At 32.0% G+C, this 19,529-nt stretch carries 15 protein-coding genes and 1 riboswitch; of the genes, 10 read left to right on the top strand and 5 right to left on the bottom strand.

What is annotated here, in order from left to right; translation table 11 throughout:
- Positions 1-36 precede the first annotated feature (36 nt).
- From HW275_RS11705 to HW275_RS11695, 3 genes are read right to left on the bottom strand one after another with little or no spacing between them, the layout of a single operon-like run.
- Entirely contained in the window at positions 37-714 is a 678-nt protein-coding gene (locus HW275_RS11705) for a hypothetical protein (protein WP_178936723.1), read from the bottom strand.
- Positions 715-749: 35 nt separating this feature from the next.
- Positions 750-1,352, bottom strand: coding sequence for a hypothetical protein (locus HW275_RS11700; protein ID WP_178936722.1), 603 nt, complete (start codon positions 1,350-1,352; stop codon positions 750-752).
- Between the two features lie 30 nt (positions 1,353-1,382).
- Complete coding sequence (locus HW275_RS11695; RefSeq protein WP_178936721.1) at positions 1,383-2,399, bottom strand: hypothetical protein; 1,017 nt, start codon at positions 2,397-2,399, stop codon at positions 1,383-1,385.
- Positions 2,400-2,620: 221 nt separating this feature from the next.
- Here HW275_RS11695 and purH point away from each other — a divergent pair, with 221 nt between their 5' ends.
- Both purH and HW275_RS11685 read left to right on the top strand, forming a co-directional pair.
- Positions 2,621-4,141 carry a bifunctional phosphoribosylaminoimidazolecarboxamide formyltransferase/IMP cyclohydrolase gene (gene purH / locus HW275_RS11690; protein WP_178936720.1) on the top strand — a complete coding sequence of 507 codons (1,521 nt, stop codon included), beginning with the start codon at positions 2,621-2,623 and terminating at the stop codon, positions 4,139-4,141.
- Between the two features lie 171 nt (positions 4,142-4,312).
- Positions 4,313-4,410: riboswitch (glycine riboswitch) on the top strand.
- Between the two features lie 181 nt (positions 4,411-4,591).
- Positions 4,592-5,935: a sodium:alanine symporter family protein gene (locus HW275_RS11685; RefSeq protein ID WP_178936719.1), complete on the top strand. Its 1,344-nt coding sequence runs from the start codon at positions 4,592-4,594 to the stop codon at positions 5,933-5,935.
- A 127-nt stretch (positions 5,936-6,062) separates the two neighbouring features.
- Here HW275_RS11685 and hpf read toward each other — a convergent pair whose 3' ends face one another.
- The gene (gene hpf / locus HW275_RS11680) at positions 6,063-6,383 is read right to left on the bottom strand and encodes a ribosome hibernation-promoting factor, HPF/YfiA family (protein WP_178936718.1); all 321 of its coding nucleotides are present in this window, start codon (positions 6,381-6,383) and stop codon (positions 6,063-6,065) included.
- A gap of 397 nt (positions 6,384-6,780) precedes the next feature.
- Here hpf and HW275_RS11675 point away from each other — a divergent pair, with 397 nt between their 5' ends.
- From HW275_RS11675 to HW275_RS11640, 8 genes are all read left to right on the top strand, one after another.
- Positions 6,781-7,476 (top strand): DNA-3-methyladenine glycosylase, encoded by a 696-nt coding sequence (locus HW275_RS11675; RefSeq protein WP_255460110.1) that lies wholly within the window; start codon positions 6,781-6,783, stop codon positions 7,474-7,476.
- A 716-nt stretch (positions 7,477-8,192) separates the two neighbouring features.
- Positions 8,193-11,999: a phosphoribosylformylglycinamidine synthase gene (locus HW275_RS11670; RefSeq protein ID WP_178936717.1), complete on the top strand. Its 3,807-nt coding sequence runs from the start codon at positions 8,193-8,195 to the stop codon at positions 11,997-11,999.
- Between the two features lie 74 nt (positions 12,000-12,073).
- Positions 12,074-12,553 carry a 5-(carboxyamino)imidazole ribonucleotide mutase gene (gene purE, locus HW275_RS11665; protein WP_178936716.1) on the top strand — a complete coding sequence of 160 codons (480 nt, stop codon included), beginning with the start codon at positions 12,074-12,076 and terminating at the stop codon, positions 12,551-12,553.
- Positions 12,554-12,719: 166 nt separating this feature from the next.
- A complete protein-coding gene (purC, locus tag HW275_RS11660) occupies positions 12,720-13,439 on the top strand; it encodes a phosphoribosylaminoimidazolesuccinocarboxamide synthase (protein ID WP_178936715.1) in 720 nt (239 codons plus the stop codon).
- Positions 13,440-13,460: 21 nt separating this feature from the next.
- Complete coding sequence (gene purF / locus HW275_RS11655) at positions 13,461-14,912, top strand: amidophosphoribosyltransferase (protein ID WP_178936714.1); 1,452 nt, start codon at positions 13,461-13,463, stop codon at positions 14,910-14,912.
- Positions 14,913-14,948: 36 nt separating this feature from the next.
- The gene (gene purM, locus HW275_RS11650) at positions 14,949-15,947 is read left to right on the top strand and encodes a phosphoribosylformylglycinamidine cyclo-ligase (RefSeq protein WP_178936713.1); all 999 of its coding nucleotides are present in this window, start codon (positions 14,949-14,951) and stop codon (positions 15,945-15,947) included.
- Positions 15,935-16,558 (top strand): phosphoribosylglycinamide formyltransferase, encoded by a 624-nt coding sequence (gene purN / locus HW275_RS11645; RefSeq protein WP_178936712.1) that lies wholly within the window; start codon positions 15,935-15,937, stop codon positions 16,556-16,558. Before purM ends, purN begins: the two co-directional genes overlap by 13 nt.
- Before the next feature lie 252 nt (positions 16,559-16,810).
- Entirely contained in the window at positions 16,811-17,599 is a 789-nt protein-coding gene (locus HW275_RS11640; protein WP_178936711.1) for a M48 family metallopeptidase, read from the top strand.
- Positions 17,600-17,840: 241 nt separating this feature from the next.
- On the opposite strand, the gene malQ is transcribed toward HW275_RS11640, so the two are convergent.
- Complete coding sequence (gene malQ, locus HW275_RS11635; protein ID WP_370464359.1) at positions 17,841-19,337, bottom strand: 4-alpha-glucanotransferase; 1,497 nt, start codon at positions 19,335-19,337, stop codon at positions 17,841-17,843.
- Positions 19,338-19,529: the final 192 nt, after the last annotated feature.

The raw sequence follows: 19,529 nt of genomic DNA, 5'->3' as shown, positions 1-19,529 counted from the left end.
GTAAATTGTATCATTGTTTGAGTATTTTTTTAATATTTAATAGCAAGCTGAAGGATCATAACCTTGTACAAAATTTCTTGCTGTGTCACGCTCACAGTCATACCTTACTGCTGAATCGTGTCCAGATAACTTATAATCTATTAATACTTTATTTAAATTAAAACTATATATATCTGAACCAGGACGATGAAGAATTAAGCCATATTCCATTTCGACTCCGTTATTAACGCCAGTTGCAGCCCATGTGCTCCCAATTAATTTTCTTAAAGAAGAACTGCTTATATTTTTAAAACCTTTTAAATTAATATATCCTTTTTTATTTTTATTTTTTCCTTCCAAAACACGCACTAACACTTTATTTCCATCTCTAACTCCTTTAATTTCCACAAGAGTATCATTCATGTCAGAAGCTGTAAATCTTCTTTCGTACGGATCAACTTCCTTAGTTTCAGTCTTAGTTTCGTTGGTTTTGGTTTCACTTTTTTTGTTATTTTCTTTAGCCTGAGTTTGTACTGAAGCCATCATTTGATTTTCCAACTGTTTTTTTTCTTGTTCCTTTTGAACTTTCTCCATCTCATTTATTTTATTTTTCATACTTACAAACTGGTAAATACCACCACCTATGATGATAAATCCTATAACCAGAACAAGAGCAATTATTATTCCAATTAGAATTTTTACTAAATTTTTATTTTCAATATTATTATTTTCCATTTATATTTCTCCTAAAATTTTTAATGTATTAATATCTATTTAATTCCACATATTTTATACAAGTCAACATCAATATAAGGACTTTCGTTTATCCACGAATTATTTACAAATATTTCTTCTATATCGCAATTCAATTTAGGTATAAGTGTCTTTCCTCCTGATAAGTCAACAACTTTATCTCTTATTATTCCATTTTTCATTATTTCGTTTCCTATTATTCCTCTTCTTAATATATCGCTGTCATTAGGAAGAGGCACATCATCGTGTATAGTAACATACTTAGATATATAACCTAGTTTATCTGTTCTACTTTGAGCATCTGTATTATTTCCAAGCCAAAATGGCTTTACAAATACATAATAATCTATATTGTATAATATATGCATTAATAGTTCTGCATTAATTTCATCTACTCCTGCAAGTTTAATATATCCTATTTTACCAGTAGATATAATTTTAGAGCCTTTATTTTTAACTACTTCTATTTTAAGTACACCATAATCATCAGCTTCCAAGACTTTAGCAGTAAATCCTTTATTATTATAATTGTACAAATTTTTCAATCCTTTAGTATTAACTTGACTAAATCCTAATGTTCCTATTAACATATAAATAAAAATTAACAACAATTTTCTCATAATTCTTCTCCAATCTTTTAAAATTTATTTTTACCAAGTAATATCATTTAATTTTTTTGCAATCTGTAAAGTTGATAATGTTTCTACATTTTCAATTTCCAAATCTACTTTTAAGTCAAAAAGTCTAGTGCCTAGTAAACCATATTTTGAAGTTTTTTTAAATTTTGTTGGACAAAAGTCATTGTCGTCAAATAAAAAGAAGATATGTCCCTTTGAAATATCGCCATAGCCGTAAATTTCTGGGAATTCTTTTATTGTGCTGATGATTCTGTTTTCTTCCTCAGCAGTAATTTCTCCCTCGCCTGAAATTTTTTCAGTAATTAATTTTCCTTCTTCTGTAAGTTCAGCCAAAAAAACTTTATTCACTTTTCCAATATACTTCACTTCTTTTGTAGTATATATTCCAGTAAATTTATGGTTTGAATATCCTCTGGATTCAGGTTGGAAGTATAAATGATATTTTTCGTTTAATTCAAAACTTTTATTGCATGGAACGATTCTGAATATGTTTTTTATTAGATCCATTGAAATGCAATAATAATAAAAATCTTTGGATAAACGGTATAGTTCTTCATTAAAAGGATATTCTTCCGTAATTTCTTGAAGGGAGGAAAGTAATTCGGAAAAAGTTATTGAAACAAAATTAAAATTATAAATTTTTGTTTTTTGATTTATAGATTTTATGGTAGTTTCATCAAAGATAGAATCACTTATGTGAATTAATATATTTGTTTCAGATAAATTTTCGTTTTTGCAGTAATTAATAAGTTTTTTTGTATTATCTAATCCTGTAATTTTGGTTTCAATAATGATTTTTGTTGCTTTTGTCTGAATATGTCCGTCTATAATTCCTCCTTTCTCTTGTGATTTTTGCTGTGTAAAAACAGGGATAACTTCATAATTGATGTGTTCTGGAAGAATACTGTTTATAAACAACTCATAAATTTTTGGATTTATTCTATACAAGTTTGATAGAAGTAATAGAATATTATTTGTAATAGTATCTTCTCCTTTAGAGTAAATTTGAAATGGATTAATAAATCCCATAAAAAACCTCCTTATCTGTTTTAAAGTTATATTTTCCTTTTAATTATACTATTTTTTTTTTTTTTGCTTATAAGGGAATTAAATTGTAGTTAATTTTATAGATTATTGTATAATAATTTTAAATTTACAATTTTAAAAAAGTTAATAATTACACAACCTTGATAAATACAAGGGTTTGTGATAAAATAAATTAACAAAATATATTGGAGGAATGATGCCGAATGAAAAAAAGAGCTTTGATTAGTGTTTTTGATAAGACTGGGATATTGGAATTTGCACAGTTTTTAAATCAAAAAGGTGTGGAAATTATTTCGACTGGAGGGACTTACAAGTTTTTGAAGGAAAACGGGCTTTCTGTAATAGATGTTTCAGAAGTTACAAAGTTTAAAGAAATGCTGGATGGTAGGGTAAAAACATTACATCCGAATATTCATGGTGGAATTTTGGCGATTAGGGACAATAAGGAGCATATGGATACGATTGCAAAAGAAGGAATACAAACAATTGATTATGTTGTTGTTAATCTTTATCCGTTTTTCAGGGAAGTTCAGACAGATAAGACTTTTGATGAAAAAATCGAATTTATCGATATAGGCGGGCCTACAATGCTTCGTTCGGCTGCAAAATCATTCAAGGACGTTACAGTTATCTGTGAAACAGAAGATTATGCGAAAGTTATGGAAGAAATTGAAAATAATGGGGAAGTTTCATTTGAAACGAAAAAAAGACTGGCTGGGAAAGTATTTAACTTGACATCGGCTTATGATGCGGCTATTTCTAATTTCTTGATGGAAGAGGAGTATCCGAAATACTTGAATGTTTCGTATGAAAAGAAATTTGACTTGAGATATGGGGAAAATCCTCACCAGTCGGCTGCATACTATGTTTCAACTACCGAAAATGGAAGCATGAAGGATTTTGTCCAGTTAAATGGAAAAGAATTGTCGTTTAATAATATCAGGGATATGGATATTGCTTGGAAAGTGGCAAATGAATTTGATGAAATTGCCTGCTGTGCTGTAAAACACTCGACTCCTTGCGGTGTGGCAGTTGCAGATGATGTTTTCACAGCCTACAAGAAAGCCCATGATTGTGATCCAGTGTCAATTTTTGGTGGAATCGTTGCGATTAATAGAGAAATTGACGCAAGAACTGCACAGGAACTGCACAAAATTTTCCTAGAAATCGTTATTGCTCCGGCATTTACTGATGAAGCTCTGGAAATATTAAAATCCAAGAAAAATTTGAGAGTAATAAAATGCGAAGTTGCAAAACCTCAGGATAAAGTGGAATATGTAAAAGTTGATGGTGGAATATTAGTTCAGCAGACAAACCGAAAAATGATTGACAATATGGAAGTTGTAACTAAAAAACAGCCAACAGAGCAAGAATTAAAAGACATGGAACTTGGAATGAAAGTCGTAAAACACGTAAAATCAAATGCAATCGTGGTAGTAAAAGATGGAGCGGCAACAGGAGTTGGAACAGGACAGACAAACAGAATCTGGGCAACTCAGCACGCACTTGAACACGCCAAAGGAGACTTAGATTCATTAGGAGGAGCAGTTTTGGCATCAGACGCATTTTTCCCGTTCAGAGACTGTGTAGATGAAGCTGCTAAATACGGTATCAAAGCTGTAGTACAGCCAGGTGGATCAATTAGGGATAAAGAATCAATTGAGGCTGCTGATGAGCATGGAATGACAATGGCATTTACTGGAATTAGACATTTTAAACATTAAACTTGAAGCAAAAATATTTTTTTGACACAAAGAAAAAAATATGATAACATATAGGAAAATGAATAATTTGGATGAAAGTATGAGGAGAGATTTTATCACAATTTATAAGTCTTTGTAAATGTGGAATAAAACACCGAAGAAGTGACTCTTTCAGGTAAAAGGACTCATAGTGGACGAACCTCTGGAGAGATTGTCTTAAATGATAACACCGAAGGAGCAAAGGAATTTTTATTCCCTAAACTCTCAGGTAAAAGAACAGAGAATAATACATATAGAATTGCAGATTTTATATTTCTTTTTTAATACGAAATTAAAGAGGTTGTCTTAACTTTATCTTAAGTAAAGGACAGCCTTTTTTATTTAATTTATATCAGATCTGTATTCAATTACTTTAAACTTTTATATCCATTCTAAAATTCAGAAAATAAAAAATGAAGGAGAAGAAATTAGATGTTAGAAATTATTAAGAATTTTAATGAATTTTTTTGGGGAGTTATTTTAACTGTACTGTTAGTTGGAACTGGGCTATTTTATACACTTAGGTTAAAATTTATTCAAGTGAGGGAATTTAAGAGCGGTTTGAAACAATTGACAAGCGGATTTGATTTGAGTGGGGAAAAGGCGGATAAAAATGGGATGTCGTCATTTCAGGCTTTGGCAACCGCCATTGCGGCACAAGTTGGAACTGGAAACCTTGCGGGAGCGGCAACAGCAATTGTGTCTGGTGGCCCTGGAGCAATATTCTGGATGTGGGTAAGTGCTTTTTTTGGAATGGCGACTATTTATTCAGAAGCGGTATTAAGTCAGATTTTTAAACAGAAAAAAGACGGGGAGATGACAGGAGGACCTGCTTACTATATAGAAACTTTGTTTAATGGAAGAAAGCCTGCTAAATTTCTGGCAGGATTTTTTGCGGTTTCGTGTGTTTTGGCTTTAGGATTTATGGGAAATGCAGTTCAGGCAAATTCAGTGGGAGATGCTTTTAACAACGCTTTTCATATACCGGCAGTTATAACAGGTATATTTTTAGCAATTTTGGCTGGATTTATATTTTTTGGGGGAGTAAAAAGAATTGCTTCATTTACCGAAAAAGTAGTGCCTGTTATGGCAGTTTTATATGTTGCAATATGTGTATTCATTATTGCATTGAATATTAAAGATACAGGTTTGGCATTTAAAGCAATTTTTATCAATGCTTTTTCAACGAAAGCCGTTCTAGGTGGATTTGCGGGAGTTGGAATACAGAAGGCAATAAGATTTGGAGTGGCAAGGGGGCTGTTCTCGAATGAGGCTGGAATGGGTTCAACACCGCATGCCCATGCTATTGCAAAGGTTAAAAATCCTGAAGATCAGGGACATGTGGCAATTGTTACAGTTTTTATCGACACATTTGTAATTTTGACATTGTCAGCATTGGTAATATTAATTGCAGATAAAAGGGCTGATGGACTAGGGATTTCATTGACACAACATGCGTTTTATGCAGTGTTAGGGCATTTCGGGGTAATATTTGTTGCGGTTGCGTTGTTCTTTTTTGCTTTTTCTACAATAATTGGATGGTATTTTTTTGGAGAAGCCAATGTGAAATATCTTTTCGGTAGGAAAGCGCTTAATCTTTATAGAATTTTAGTAATGGCCTGTATAATTGCAGGTTCGCTTCAAAAAGTAAAACTAGTGTGGGAACTGGCTGATATGTTTAACGGGCTTATGGTAATTCCGAATCTGATAGCGTTGATTGGGCTGCATAAGCTGGTAGTTGAGGTTACAAAGAAGGATCCGCTGCTGAAGGACTGACAATTAATAAAATATAAAAAAGACTAATTACAAAACTTTATGAGTTCTAAAATAGTCTTTTTTTATATATTGAAATTAAATCTTTTTACTTTTAAATTATTTGTTACAAATTCTTAAAAAATTATAATTAATGTGAACCTTTTTTATTATGGTCTTTTTGTTTTTCTTTATATTTTCTAACTTGTCTTTCTAATCTGTCAGATAATTCATCAATTGCTGCGTATAAGTCTTTGTCTTCAGCTTCTATTTTTATTTTTGTACCACTTGCAAAAACTAATCCGTCGGCTTTATGAACAGGTCCTTCAGATTTTGTGTCTTCGACTGTCAGAACAACATCGACTTCTGTGATAGCATCCGAATACTTAGAAATTTTTCTTATTTTTTCTTCAGTATAGTTTTTGATTGCGTCTGTAATTTTAAGTTGTTTTCCGCTAATAATGATTTTCATAAATCATCACATCCTTTCATCTATGTCAATAATATTGTACCTTGAAAAAGAAAAATGTCAAGAGAGAAAGTAAAATAATTAAAATTTTTGCATAATTAATTATTAAAAAAACATATGTTATTTATTAAAATTAATTTTTTATTAGACTTGTTAGACAACTTGATATTTTTTGTCTTTAACAGCCCTTTGCGAGTAATATTTATTTTGTTATATTTTCAAGTTTATATGGGTATTGAACAGGTATATTATACATTTGAAATTTTTCAAAAGAAATAATTTCCTTTTTCAGCGTGGAATTGAAAAAAGACGGAGTAAAAATTATTTGTTGAAATATTAGTGATAATGTTATAAAATTTTATTGGTTAGAAAAAAGATAATGAAAATACAAGGCGAAAGAATGGGGAAAAGTGGTAATATGCAAGAAATAGAAAGATTTTTTAAGCAAGATACAGTTACACTTGCCAAAGATTTACTGGGGAAATTAATAATTGTGAAAAAGAATGATGAGATATTAGGGGGATATATTGTGGAAACGGAGGCTTATTTAGGGGTAGTGGACAGGGCTTGTCACGGATTTGAAGGAAAACGGACTCCAAAAGTTGAGGCTCTGTTTGGAAAAGCGGGGACGGTTTATATTTATACGATGCATACGCATAAAATGCTGAATATTGTCAGCTGTGAAGAAGGAAATCCGCAGGCAGTGCTGATTAGAGGCATTGAACCTGTAATTAATATTGAAAGAATGATAGAAAACAGGGGAAAAGACGGGATTCTGGTTAGTAATGGGCCGGGGAAATTGACAAAGGCTATGGGGATTAGCGATGGGTTTAATAAGTGCAGGATTTGTGAAATCAGGAAAAATTTGAGTAAAATATCAAAAAAATTGACTTATAATAGTGAAAATATGGATGAAAATGTGCTGTATACTGATTTTGAAAATAGTAAAATTCCAAAAAATATTGAAGTTTCAGCAAGAATAGGAATTCCAAATAAGGGGATTTGGACAAAAAAGGAATTGCGGTATTTTGTAGCGGGAAATAAGTATGTTTCCGGAATGAAAAAGACAGAATTTAAGGATGATTGCTGGAAATAATAATTTTTTGGGTATTGAAAAAAAGGTAAAATTTTGCTATACTTTTACTAGGTGGAGAAATTTTACAAATACAAAATTTTTTAGCAGATTATTTTATTGATAATATGTAAAGTTAAATTTATTGTGGAGGAAAGATGAAAAAAAAATTTTTTGTCACGAGAGCAATGAGGATATTTTTCACAAGACAAATTGTAAAATTGTCTACTTTGTTATGGGTAAAATGTAAAAAAAATAAATATATAAATTTATGTCAAGAATCTAGGTGAATTTTGTTTACTTAGATTTTTTTTGTTTTTTTATATTGCTTTGATTAATAATGGTTATTTTATTTATTATTTATAACAATCTTTTTTTATGCAGAGGTATCATACGCCATACCTCTGCACTCCCGCTTACGCAAAACTTTCTTATAAAAGAAAAAGAAAACTCGCTTTTGAGTATAAATTATTTTAATATCAAAAAATAGATTTTTTTAAAAATATTTTACAAAAGCTCAAACAGTTCTTTTTCTTCTAACGAAATTTTGCTTGGTATTTATTTTAGTCAAATAAACTATTATGATTAAATGTCAAAAAATACTTAGACAAGTCTAATTTTTAAAGAAGATGGCAACCGTTTAGCTTTGTTTTATAAAAATAATTACTTAATAAAAAAAATACGGGTTTAAATTAGTTAATATAAATAAAAAAATATAGCAGAAAGAAGGAGAGAAAAAAATGAATTATAGAATCTTTGTGGAAAAAAAAGAAGATTTTAGAGTGGAAGCACAGAATTTGTTTCATGACTTGAAGGAGAATATCGGGATAGATGGACTTTTGGATGTAAGAGTCTTGAATATTTATGATGTGTTTAACTTGGGTGAAAACGATTTGGAAAAATTGGAAAAGACTGTGTTTTCGGAAATAAATGTTGACAATGTTTTTAGATCGTTTGATGAAGTGTTTGAAAAAAAAGATTCAGAAAATGTGTATTTCTCAGTGGAATTTTTGCCAGGGCAATATGATCAGAGAGCGGATTCTGCAATTCAATGTGTAAATTTATTGATTGATGAAGATAATGACATTAACGTAAAAAGTGGGAAATTGATAATTTTATACGGAAAAATTTCTCCTGATGAGCTTGCGAAAATAAAAAAATATTATATAAATGAAGTTGAGGCAAGGGAAAAAGATTTAAACGTTCTAATTGAAAATGTTGAAACCGAAAATACAGATGATGTTATTGTTTATGAAGGATTTATTGAAAAAACAAAAGAGGAAATTGAAAGTCTTAAAAATGAATTGGAATTAGCAATGACTGTAAACGACTTGTTGTTTATTCAGGAATATTTTAAAAATGAAGAAAAAAGAAATCCTACGGAAACTGAAATTCGAGTGCTGGACACTTACTGGAGCGATCATTGCCGACACACAACTTTTGAAACAATTATTGATGATATAAAAATTGAAAATGAAACCTACAAAAATATTATCGAAAAGGCTATTAATGAGTATTTGGAAAGCAGGGAATATGTTCATGCTGACAGAATTTCTAAAAAGCCAATGACTCTTATGGATCTTGCTACAATTTTTGGAAAAGAGCAGAGAAAAAATGGTAATTTGCCAGATTTGGAAGTTTCGGATGAAATAAATGCGTGTTCGATTTATATTGATGTGCCTATTGAAAGAATTGATGAGGATGGGAAAAAGAATACTGTTACTGAAAAATGGATTTTGCAGTTTAAAAATGAAACTCATAATCATCCGACAGAAATTGAGCCGTTTGGAGGGGCTTCTACTTGTATTGGTGGAGCAATCCGTGATCCGTTATCTGGAAGAACTTACGTTTATCAGGCTGTGAGAATTAGTGGTTCTGCTGATCCGACTGAAAAAATTGAGGATACAATGGCTGGGAAATTGCCACAAAAGGTTATTACACAAGTAGCTGCACACGGATTTTCTTCTTACGGAAATCAGATTGGGCTTGCAACAACTCATGTGAATGAAATTTACGATGAAGGATATAAGGCTAAAAGAATGGAACTGGGACTTGTCGTGGGAGCAGCACCTGCTGAAAATATTATTCGTGAAAAGCCTGAAAATGGAGATATTGTAATTTTACTTGGTGGAAGAACTGGAAGGGACGGAATTGGAGGGGCGACTGGCTCATCTAAGGAACATACAACTGAATCTTCTGAAAAATCAAGTGCCGAAGTGCAAAAAGGAAATGCAATAGTTGAAAGAAAAATTCAAAGACTTTTCAGAAACAGAAATGTTACAAAATTAATTAAAAAATGTAATGATTTTGGAGCTGGAGGAGTTTCAGTCGCAATCGGAGAACTGGCTGATGGGCTTGAAATTGACTTGAATAAGGTAAGAGTGAAATATATTGGATTAAATGGTACGGAACTTGCTATTTCAGAGTCGCAAGAAAGAATGGCTGTTGTTATTGAAAAACAAAACTTGGATAAATTTATAGAATTTGCAAACGAGGAAAACCTGGAAGCATATCAAGTAGCTGAAATTAATGATTCAAACAGGCTTGTTATGAAATACAATGGAAAAGCGATTGTTGATATTTCAAGAGATTTCCTAAATACAAATGGAGCTCCTTCAAATATCAATATTACAATTGAAAATACACCAAAATTGAATTTAAACAGAGAAATTGAAGGAAATGACTTTAGAAGTAAATTTATAAATAACCTGAAAGACTTGAATGTAGCTTCACAAAGAGGATTGGGTGAAACTTTTGATTCAACAATTGGAGCAACTACTGTATTAATGCCATTTGGTGGGAAATATCAGTTGACTCCTGCGGAAGTTTCGGTACAGAAAGTGTCAGTAATTAATGCGGAAACTGATGTTGCCTCAATGGTTGGATATGGATATAATCCTTATGTTGCAAAACAAAGCACATTCCATGGCGGTGCTTACGCTGTGATTGAGTCAATGGCAAAAGTTGTTGCTGGCGGAGGAAACTACAAAAATATCAGATTTACATTCCAGGAATATTTTGAAAGATTGGGGCAGGATTCCAAAAAATGGGGTAAACCATTATCAGCATTATTAGGAGCATTGCACATCCAAAAAGCCTTTGGATTGCCATCAATTGGTGGAAAAGACTCAATGAGCGGAACATTTAATGAAATTTCTGTGCCACCAACATTGGTATCATTTGCAGTAAGTGTTACAGATGCTGAAAATGTAATTTCTAGCGAATTTAAAAAGGCTGGAAACAATGTGTACTTGATTACAACGCCAAATGATGAAAATGATTTGCCAAAACTTGATGAATTAAAGGCAAACTTTGATTTTATAACTGAAAATATAAGAAATAAAAAAATTGTATCTGCTATGGCTGTGAAAAATGGTGGAATTGCAGAAAGCATTGCAAAAATGACATTTGGAAATAAGCTTGGTGTGGATGTTACGGCGCAAATTGGTGAAAATGACTGGTTTAAAGTGAATTATGGAGCATTTATTGTGGAAACTGCTGAAAATATTGATTATAAAAATGCAGTTTTACTTGGGAAAGTTGCAGATGAAGCGAAAATTACCATAAATGAAACAGCTTTTGATTTGGATGAGTTGATCGGAAATTGGGAAAGTAAGCTTGAAAAAATCTTCCCAACAAGAAAAGAAGTGGCAAAAGAGCATGAAATTGCACATTGTGAAGGCTTAAAATATGAAAAATTGAAAAAAATTGAGCATGAAAATATAATTAGCAACATTTCAAATACTTATGCAAAACCGAGAGTATTTATCCCAGTATTTCCAGGAACAAATTCAGAATACGACTTGGAAAGGGCATTTAACCGTGAGGGAGGATTTGCCAAAATTGGAGTGTTTAACAACTTGTCGCACAATAATATTTTAAATTCGATTGATAACTTTGTTAAAGAAATTAATAATTCACAGATTTTAATGCTACCAGGAGGATTTAGTGCAGGAGACGAGCCAGATGGTTCTGCTAAATTCATGGTTGCTGTTTTAAAAAATAAAAAAGTAAAAGAAGCAGTAGAAAACTTACTAAAACGTGACGGATTAATTTTAGGAATTTGTAACGGTTTCCAAGCATTGATAAAATCAGGATTACTTCCTTATGGGGAAATTCGTGAATTGAACGAAACTTCACCAACATTGACTTTTAACACAATTGACAAGCATATGTCAAAAATTGTACAGACAAAAATTATTACAAATAACTCGCCTTGGCTTTCTGATATGAAAGAGGGAGATATTCACTCTGTTGCGATTTCTCACGGTGAAGGAAGAATCATTATTACAGAAGAACAATATAAAAAATTATTTGAAAATAATCAAATTGCAACAAAGTACGTTGGTTTAGATGGAAACTCAACAATGGATTCCCAATTTAATCCAAACGGTTCATATTATGCAATTGAAGGAATGCTTGCCCACAATGGAAGAATTTTTGGGAAAATGGGACATTCTGAAAGAAAAGGCAAGAATGTTTATAAAAATATTTATGGGAATAAGGAACAAAATATCTTTAGAAATGGAATAAAATTTTTTAAATAGAAAAAAACTTAAAATAACTTAATCAAGTATTTAATATTTGCAAAGTTGTATTATAAAAAATAAGAGGAGGAATAATGAAAGTAGCAATATTTTTTGGAAGTCAGTCGGATACTGAAAAAATGAGAGGGGCTGCGAATTGCTTGAAGGAATTTGGGATTGGGTACGAGGCTTATGTACTGTCAGCTCACAGGGTTCCTGAAAAATTGGAGGAAGTTCTTGCGGATGTGGAAAAGAGAGGGGCTGAGGTGATTATCGCTGGAGCTGGGCTTGCGGCGCATTTACCAGGAGTTATTGCTTCAAAGACAATTCTTCCAGTTGTGGGGGTACCTTTAAATGGAGCGATTGGAGGACTGGACGCACTTTATTCAATTGTACAGATGCCAAAGTCTATTCCTGTGGCTACAGTTGGGATTGATAATTCGTATAATGCGGGGATGCTGGCTGTGCAGATTTTGGCGGTGAAATATCCTGAAATTAAGGAAGAACTGATTAATTTTAGAAAAGAGATGAAAGCTAAGTTTATTGCGGATAATGAGAAAAAAGTGGAATTATAATTTTTAATATTTGTTTTATGCACTTTAGTTCTTAATTATTTATATGATTTTTTGTCAAAAAAATTTAGCAAGGAGTTTTACCCTTGATAAGATAACATATGATTTAAGTTATGAAACAGATTTATTGTTTAAAAATAAAAAAAGAAAAAAACGGAGGAAATAAAAAATGGAAAAAAGAGAAAAAATTTATGAAGGAAAAGCAAAATCAGTTTTTGCAACAGATAAAGCGGATGAAATAATTATGTACTTTAAGGATGATGCGACAGCTTTTAATGGAGTTAAAAAGGATCAATTGGAAGATAAAGGGATTTTGAATAATAAAATTTCTACGCTGCTTTATGGATATTTGATAAAAAATGGTGTAAAAACTCACTGGATTGAAACTTTGAATGAAAGGGAGCAATTATGTAAAAAGGTGGAAATTGTGCCTTTGGAAGTGATTATTAGAAATAGGGCAACTGGAAGTTTTGTGAAAAGATATGGAGCGGAAGAAGGGAAAATTTTTAAAAGACCTACATTTGAATTATCGTATAAAAATGATGATCTAGGAGATCCGCTATTGAATGATGATCACGCTTTGGCATTGGAACTGGTAACTGAAAAGGAATTAGCTGAAATTAAAGAGCAAACTTTTTTGATAAATGATTTACTGTCAAAATTATTTGATAAAATGAACTTGATCTTGGTGGATTTTAAAATTGAGTTTGGAAGAGATAAAGATGGGAATATTCTGCTGGCAGATGAAATAAGTCCAGATTCAATGAGATTGTGGGATAAGGATACGCTTAAAAAATTGGATAAGGATAGATTTAGACAGGATTTAGGAGATGTGATGGGGGCATATCGTGAAGTGTTGCGACGTTTAGAAAAAGCATTGGCAGAATAATTTTAATGGAGGAGAAAAATCGTGTTTAAAAGTTTAAATGAAGAGTGTGGAGTTTTTGGCGTATTTGGACATCAGGAGGCGGCACGTCTAACTTATTATGGATTGCACAGCTTGCAGCACAGGGGGCAGGAAGCCGCAGGAATTGTGGTAAGTGATGGAAAGCGTGCAAATGGACATCGTGGGCCTGGATTAGTGTCAGAAGTATTCAACGATGATAGAATATTTAATCGTCTGAAAGGAAATAGTGCGATAGGACATGTCCGGTATGCAACTTCTGGAAACAGCAGCGGACGTAATATTCAGCCATTCTTGTTTCAATTTTTTGACGGAAGTATTGCTTTGGCGCACAATGGAAATTTAATTAATGCAAAAACATTAAAAAAAGATCTGGAAAAACAAGGTGCAATTTTTCATTCTTCATCTGATACAGAAGTGCTGGTTCATTTGATAAGAAGAAGCAGGGAAAAAGATTTTCTGAGCCAGCTAAAAGATGCATTACGCCAAGTAAAAGGTGGATTTTCTTTCTTAGTTCAAACTCAGACAGCACTGTATGGGGCAGTAGATCCGTTTGAATTCCGTCCTTTAATTTTAGGAAAAACAAAAAATGGAGCCTATATTTTGGCAAGCGAAACGTGTGCATTGGAAATCGTGGGAGCAGAATTTATTAGGAATATAAGATCTGGAGAAATAATTATTATTGATGAAAACGGATACAGGATAGAAAAATATACTGAAAATACTTCAACTGCCATTGCAGCAATGGAATATGTGTATTTTGCACGTCCAGACTCGGATATTTCTGGAGTAAATGTACATAAGTCACGTAAAAGATGTGGAAGAAGATTGGCACAGGAAGCTCCAGTTGAACACGCAGACATTATAATCGGAGTTCCCAACTCATCATTATCAGCGGCAAGCGGATATGCAGAAGAAATTGGAAAGCCTTATGAAATGGGATTAATCAAAAATCAATATGTAGCCCGTACTTTTATTCAGCCAACTCAAGAATTGCGCGAACAAGGTGTCAGAATGAAATTATCCGCTGTAAAAAGTGTTGTAAAAGACAAAGTTGTAGTTATGATAGATGACTCAATAGTCCGTGGAACAACTTCAAGCCGTATAGTTCAATTGTTAAAAGAAGCGGGAGCAAAGGAAGTACATGTCCGTATTGCATCTCCAGAATTTAAATTTCCTATTTTTTATGGAATAGATGTTTCAAAATCATCTGAATTAATTTCGGCAAATAAAACTGTTGAGGAAGTAAGAGAATATATAGGAGCAGATTCGCTTGCATTTCTTAGCATAGATGGGCTGATTGAGTCAATAGGGCTTGATTTTGACGCACCGTATACAGGGCTTTGCATGGAATGCTTTAATGGAGATTATCCAGCGGGATTGGGAGATTATGAAAAAGAATTTTATGATTCGTTGACGCCAATTCAAGAAGAGGCTTTGAAAAAATTAGAAAAATAAAAAATTAAAGAATTTGTATAAAAATAGGAGGAAAAAATGTCAATTTCTTATAAAGATTCGGGAGTAGATAAAGAAGAAGGATATAAAAGTGTAGAAAAAATAAAAAATGGTGCCAAAAGTACGTATAATGTCAATGTTATGAACGATTTGGGAAGTTTTGGAGCATTGTACAAACTTGGAGATTATAAAAAGCCTGTGTTAGTTTCTGGAACTGACGGAGTTGGGACAAAATTAAAAGTCGCATTTGAAACAGGGATTTACAACACAGTTGGAATAGACTGTGTAGCAATGTGTATAAACGATATTTTGTGTCACGGAGCAAAGCCATTATTTTTCCTAGATTACTTGGCTTGCGGGAAATTAGACTCAAATGTGTCAGCTGAAATAGTAAGCGGAGTTGTGGAAGGATGCTTGCAGTCAGAAGCTGCCTTAATTGGTGGAGAAACGGCTGAAATGCCAGGATTCTATACTCCGGGAGAATACGATATTGCAGGATTTGCAGTAGGGGCAGTAGAAGAGGATCAAATTGTGAATGGTTCAGATGTTAAGGAAAATGATGTTTTAATTGCAATTCCATCAAGCGGAGCACACAGTAACGGCTTTTCACTAATCAGAAAATTATTTACTGACTTTACTGAAGTTTACAATGGGAAAACAATTGGAGAGCATCTATTGACTCCGACAAAAATTTATGTAAAACCAGTTCAAGCTGTAATGAAGGAAGTAAAAATCAACGGAATGGCCCACATCACGGGTGGAGGGCTTATCGAAAATGTTCCAAGAACAATACCTGATGGACTTTGTGCAAATATACAAAAATCAAAAATTCAAATTCACGAGTTATTCAAGCACGATGCATTTTCAAGAGTAAGTGAAGAGGAAATGTGGGGAACATTTAATATGGGTGTAGGATTTGTATTGATTGTAGACGCAAAAGATAAGGAAAAAGTGATTGAAATTTTAGGACAAAATGGAGAAAATGCTTATGAAATCGGATATATTGAAAAAGGTGATGAAAAAATATGTCTAAAATAATCGAAAATTCAAAAGATAAATCAAAAAATAAAAAAACACGTATAGCAGTCTTTATATCAGGTTCAGGCTCAAATTTACAGTCAATCATCAACAACATCGAAAATGGCAACTTAAACTGTGAAATTTCCTATGTAGTAGCCGACAGGGAATGCTTCGGACTGGAAAGAGCTGAAAAACATGGAATAAAAAGCATAATGCTTGATAAAAAATTATTTGGAAAAAATTTGTCAGATGAAATAAACGCTATTTTGGAAAATGATACAGAAAGAACGGATTACATCGTACTCGCAGGCTATTTGTCAATTTTATCAGAAAGTTTCATAAACAAATGGAATCGTAAAATTATAAATATCCATCCATCACTTCTCCCAAAATACGGTGGAAAAGGAATGTACGGAATAAAAGTCCACGAAGCTGTAATCGCAAACAAGGAAAAAGAAAGCGGCTGCACAATTCATTTTGTAGACAATGGAATCGACACAGGAGAAATCATAACAAATGTAAAAGTCCCTGTTTATGAAGAGGACACACCTGAAATTTTACAGAAAAGGGTGCTGGAAAAAGAGCATATTTTGTTAATTGAAGGGATTAAAAAGTTATTGGGACAATAATTTTGAAAAGTAAAGGAATGAGTTAAATATGGATTTAGAGGGAATACTAGTAGTTGTTGCGATGATTGCGGGAGGATTAACTGGATTCTTGATGGTAAAATTTATTCAGAAAAAAATAAAGGATAAAAATAGGAATAATTAGAAGGCGTAAAAGTAAAAATAGATATACGGTAATATTCTAGATAAATTTCTTTGATTAAATATTACCGTAGCTCTGGGAAATAGAAACATAAAAACTGAGAGGAGATGAAAATGAAACCTAAATTTTTAATTTTGATGCTGTTAATTTTTAGTTTTTCAATAATTTATGCAGCAAATGGCGATGAGGAATTTAAAAAAGGAAATAGTTATATTGATGAAAAAAAATATAACGAAGCGGAAAAATATCTTTTGGAAGCATTGAAAAAAGGCAATACACAGGCTTATAACGCTTTAGGATATTTATATTCTGTTCAAGGTAAGTTTGAAAAGGCAGAATACTATCTTTTGAAGGATTTAGAAAATACTAGAGATGAAAAATTAAAAGAAAGAATGAAAATTAATTTGGCATATATTTATATAAAGCAAAACAAGGAAAAAGAAGCAGAAAAGCTGTTAAGAAGCATTAAAAATAATGATGCTACGGTATTTAATACATTAGGAATCCTTTATTATAATAACCAAAATTATAAAAAAGCAATAGAATATTATAAAAAAGCATTGGATAAAGGAAATGACATTTCAATAAGTAATTTAGTAATAAGTTATAGTGAAATTGAAGAAGCAAACGATGAAATAAGAGAATTGGTAAACAAAGAATATAAAAGAGGAAATATATATGCTTATGGATTTTATGGAATAGCTAAAATTTATGATGAAGGAGCTGAAGAAGGTAAAAAAATATGTGAATTAGGTATTAAAAAAGGTGATCCAAATTCATATCTCTGTATGAGTGTATTTTATGAGAAAAAAGGTAATAAGATTAAGTCTAAAGAATTATTTGAGAAATATAAAGTAGAAATGGGAAAATTGGAAGATAAATTGGAAAAAAATGAAAAATAGAAAGAAATTTTTTAAATAGGATTTATAATATTCTCCATTAAAACAATGGATTTGTTATAAATTCTGTTTAGCAAGAAGTCTTGACTTCTTGTCAGAAAATAAATAAAATATTAGTTCTATTTTTCAAATGAGTATTAGATTAAATAAATATAATAAAAAATAGAGAGTTTTTTGAATAGCATTTTCAATTTTCTCTCTATTTTTATTTATCCTAATTTTTAAAATTCAAAAATATTATAAATTATCTTGAATAAACTTTTGTCAATTTAGCAATTCTTTCTGCCAATTCATCTGTCAATACACCGTCTTTTAATCTCCATTGCCAGTTTCCGCTAGCAAGTCCAGGGGTATTGATTCTAGCTTCACTTCCTAATCCTAGGAAATCTTGAATTGGGGCGATTGCCATGTTTGCAACTGAACTCCAAGCACCTCTTAGGGCGTCCCAGTGGATTTCGTTATCAGAGAATGAATGTAGATAATCTCTTGCAAATTGTTTATCTTCTTCTTTTGCTTTTGTAAACCATCCGATCAGTGTGTCGTTATCATGAGTTCCTGTATAGACTACACAGTTTTTTGTGTAAGTGTGAGGCAGGTATTCATTTTCTTCGTTAGAATCAAATGCAAAACCTAAAATTTTCATTCCTGGGAATCCAGTTGCATCTCTTAAGTCAATAACTCCTTGTGTCATTAATCCTAAATCTTCTGCAATAATTGGTAAATCTCCCAATTCTTCCTTTATTTTGTTAAATAAGTCAATTCCAGGCCCTTTTACCCATTGCCCGTTTATTGCAGTATCTTCTCCAAATGGAACTGCCCAGTATGCTTCAAATCCTCTGAAGTGGTCAATTCTTATGATGTCGCAAGTGGAAAGATTGGCTCTAACTCTGTCTATCCACCATTTGTAGTTTAGTTCCTTTAATTTGTCCCAGTCGTATAGAGGGTTTCCCCAAAGTTGTCCTGTAGCACTGAAATAATCAGGTGGAACACCAGCTACTTTAACGGGTTTTAGTTCAGGATCGAAAAGGAAAATTTCTGGATTTGCCCATGCGTCAGAACTGTCTACCGCAACGAAAATTGGTATATCTCCAATTACTTTGATTCCGTTGTCATTAGCATATTTTTTCAAGTTGTCCCATTGAGTAAAGAAAAGGCATTGAATAAAGTTGTTGTACTCAATTTCATCAGCTAATTCTTTTTTATATTTATTAACGGCAGCTTTTTTTCTAATTTTAATGTCGTGTGGCCATTCACTCCAAGGAAGCCCATTAAAGTGATTTTTCAAAGAGATAAAAAGGCTGTAGTCATTTAGCCAATCGTTATTTTTAGCTTTAAAAGCGTCTAATTTTTCTTTTAAATCCTTATTTCCATTAGCTTTAAAGTTTTCATACGCCTTTCTCAGCAAAGGGTATTTTTGATTATAAATAGCACCATAATCAATATATTCTTCGTTTCCTCCAAAATCAACATTTTTCAAATCTTCCTCAGTTAATAAATTTTGCTCGATTAACAAGTCAAAATCAATTAAATATGGGTTTCCAGCGAATGTTGAAAAGCATTGGTAAGGTGAATCCCCGTATCCAGTTGGCCCAAGCGGGAAAATTTGCCATAATTTCTGATTTGCTTTTTTTAGGAAATCCACAAATTTGTATGCTTCTTTCCCTAAACTTCCAATTCCATATTTCCCAGGAAGTGAAGTAGGATGTAACAAAATTCCAGAACTTCTCTCAAACATTTCTATATCCTCCTTAAAATTTATTAATAAAATCAAATTTTTTATTTCTCATACTAAATATACTATATTTTATGCCAAAAGTCAACATATACGTAAATGTATAATTGTTAAAATTTGAAAAAGGGGCGGGAGTATTGGAAATAAAGGACTTTCAGAGATTTAATAGTTTTTAAATTTTTAGAGAAAATTCTGTAAAAA

Origin of the sequence: Leptotrichia sp. oral taxon 223, from assembly GCF_013394795.1 — a bacterium.
Lineage (GTDB): Bacteria > Fusobacteriota > Fusobacteriia > Fusobacteriales > Leptotrichiaceae > Leptotrichia.
The sequence above is the reverse complement of the archived record's forward strand: the minus strand, read 5'-3'. Positions and strand labels throughout refer to the sequence as shown.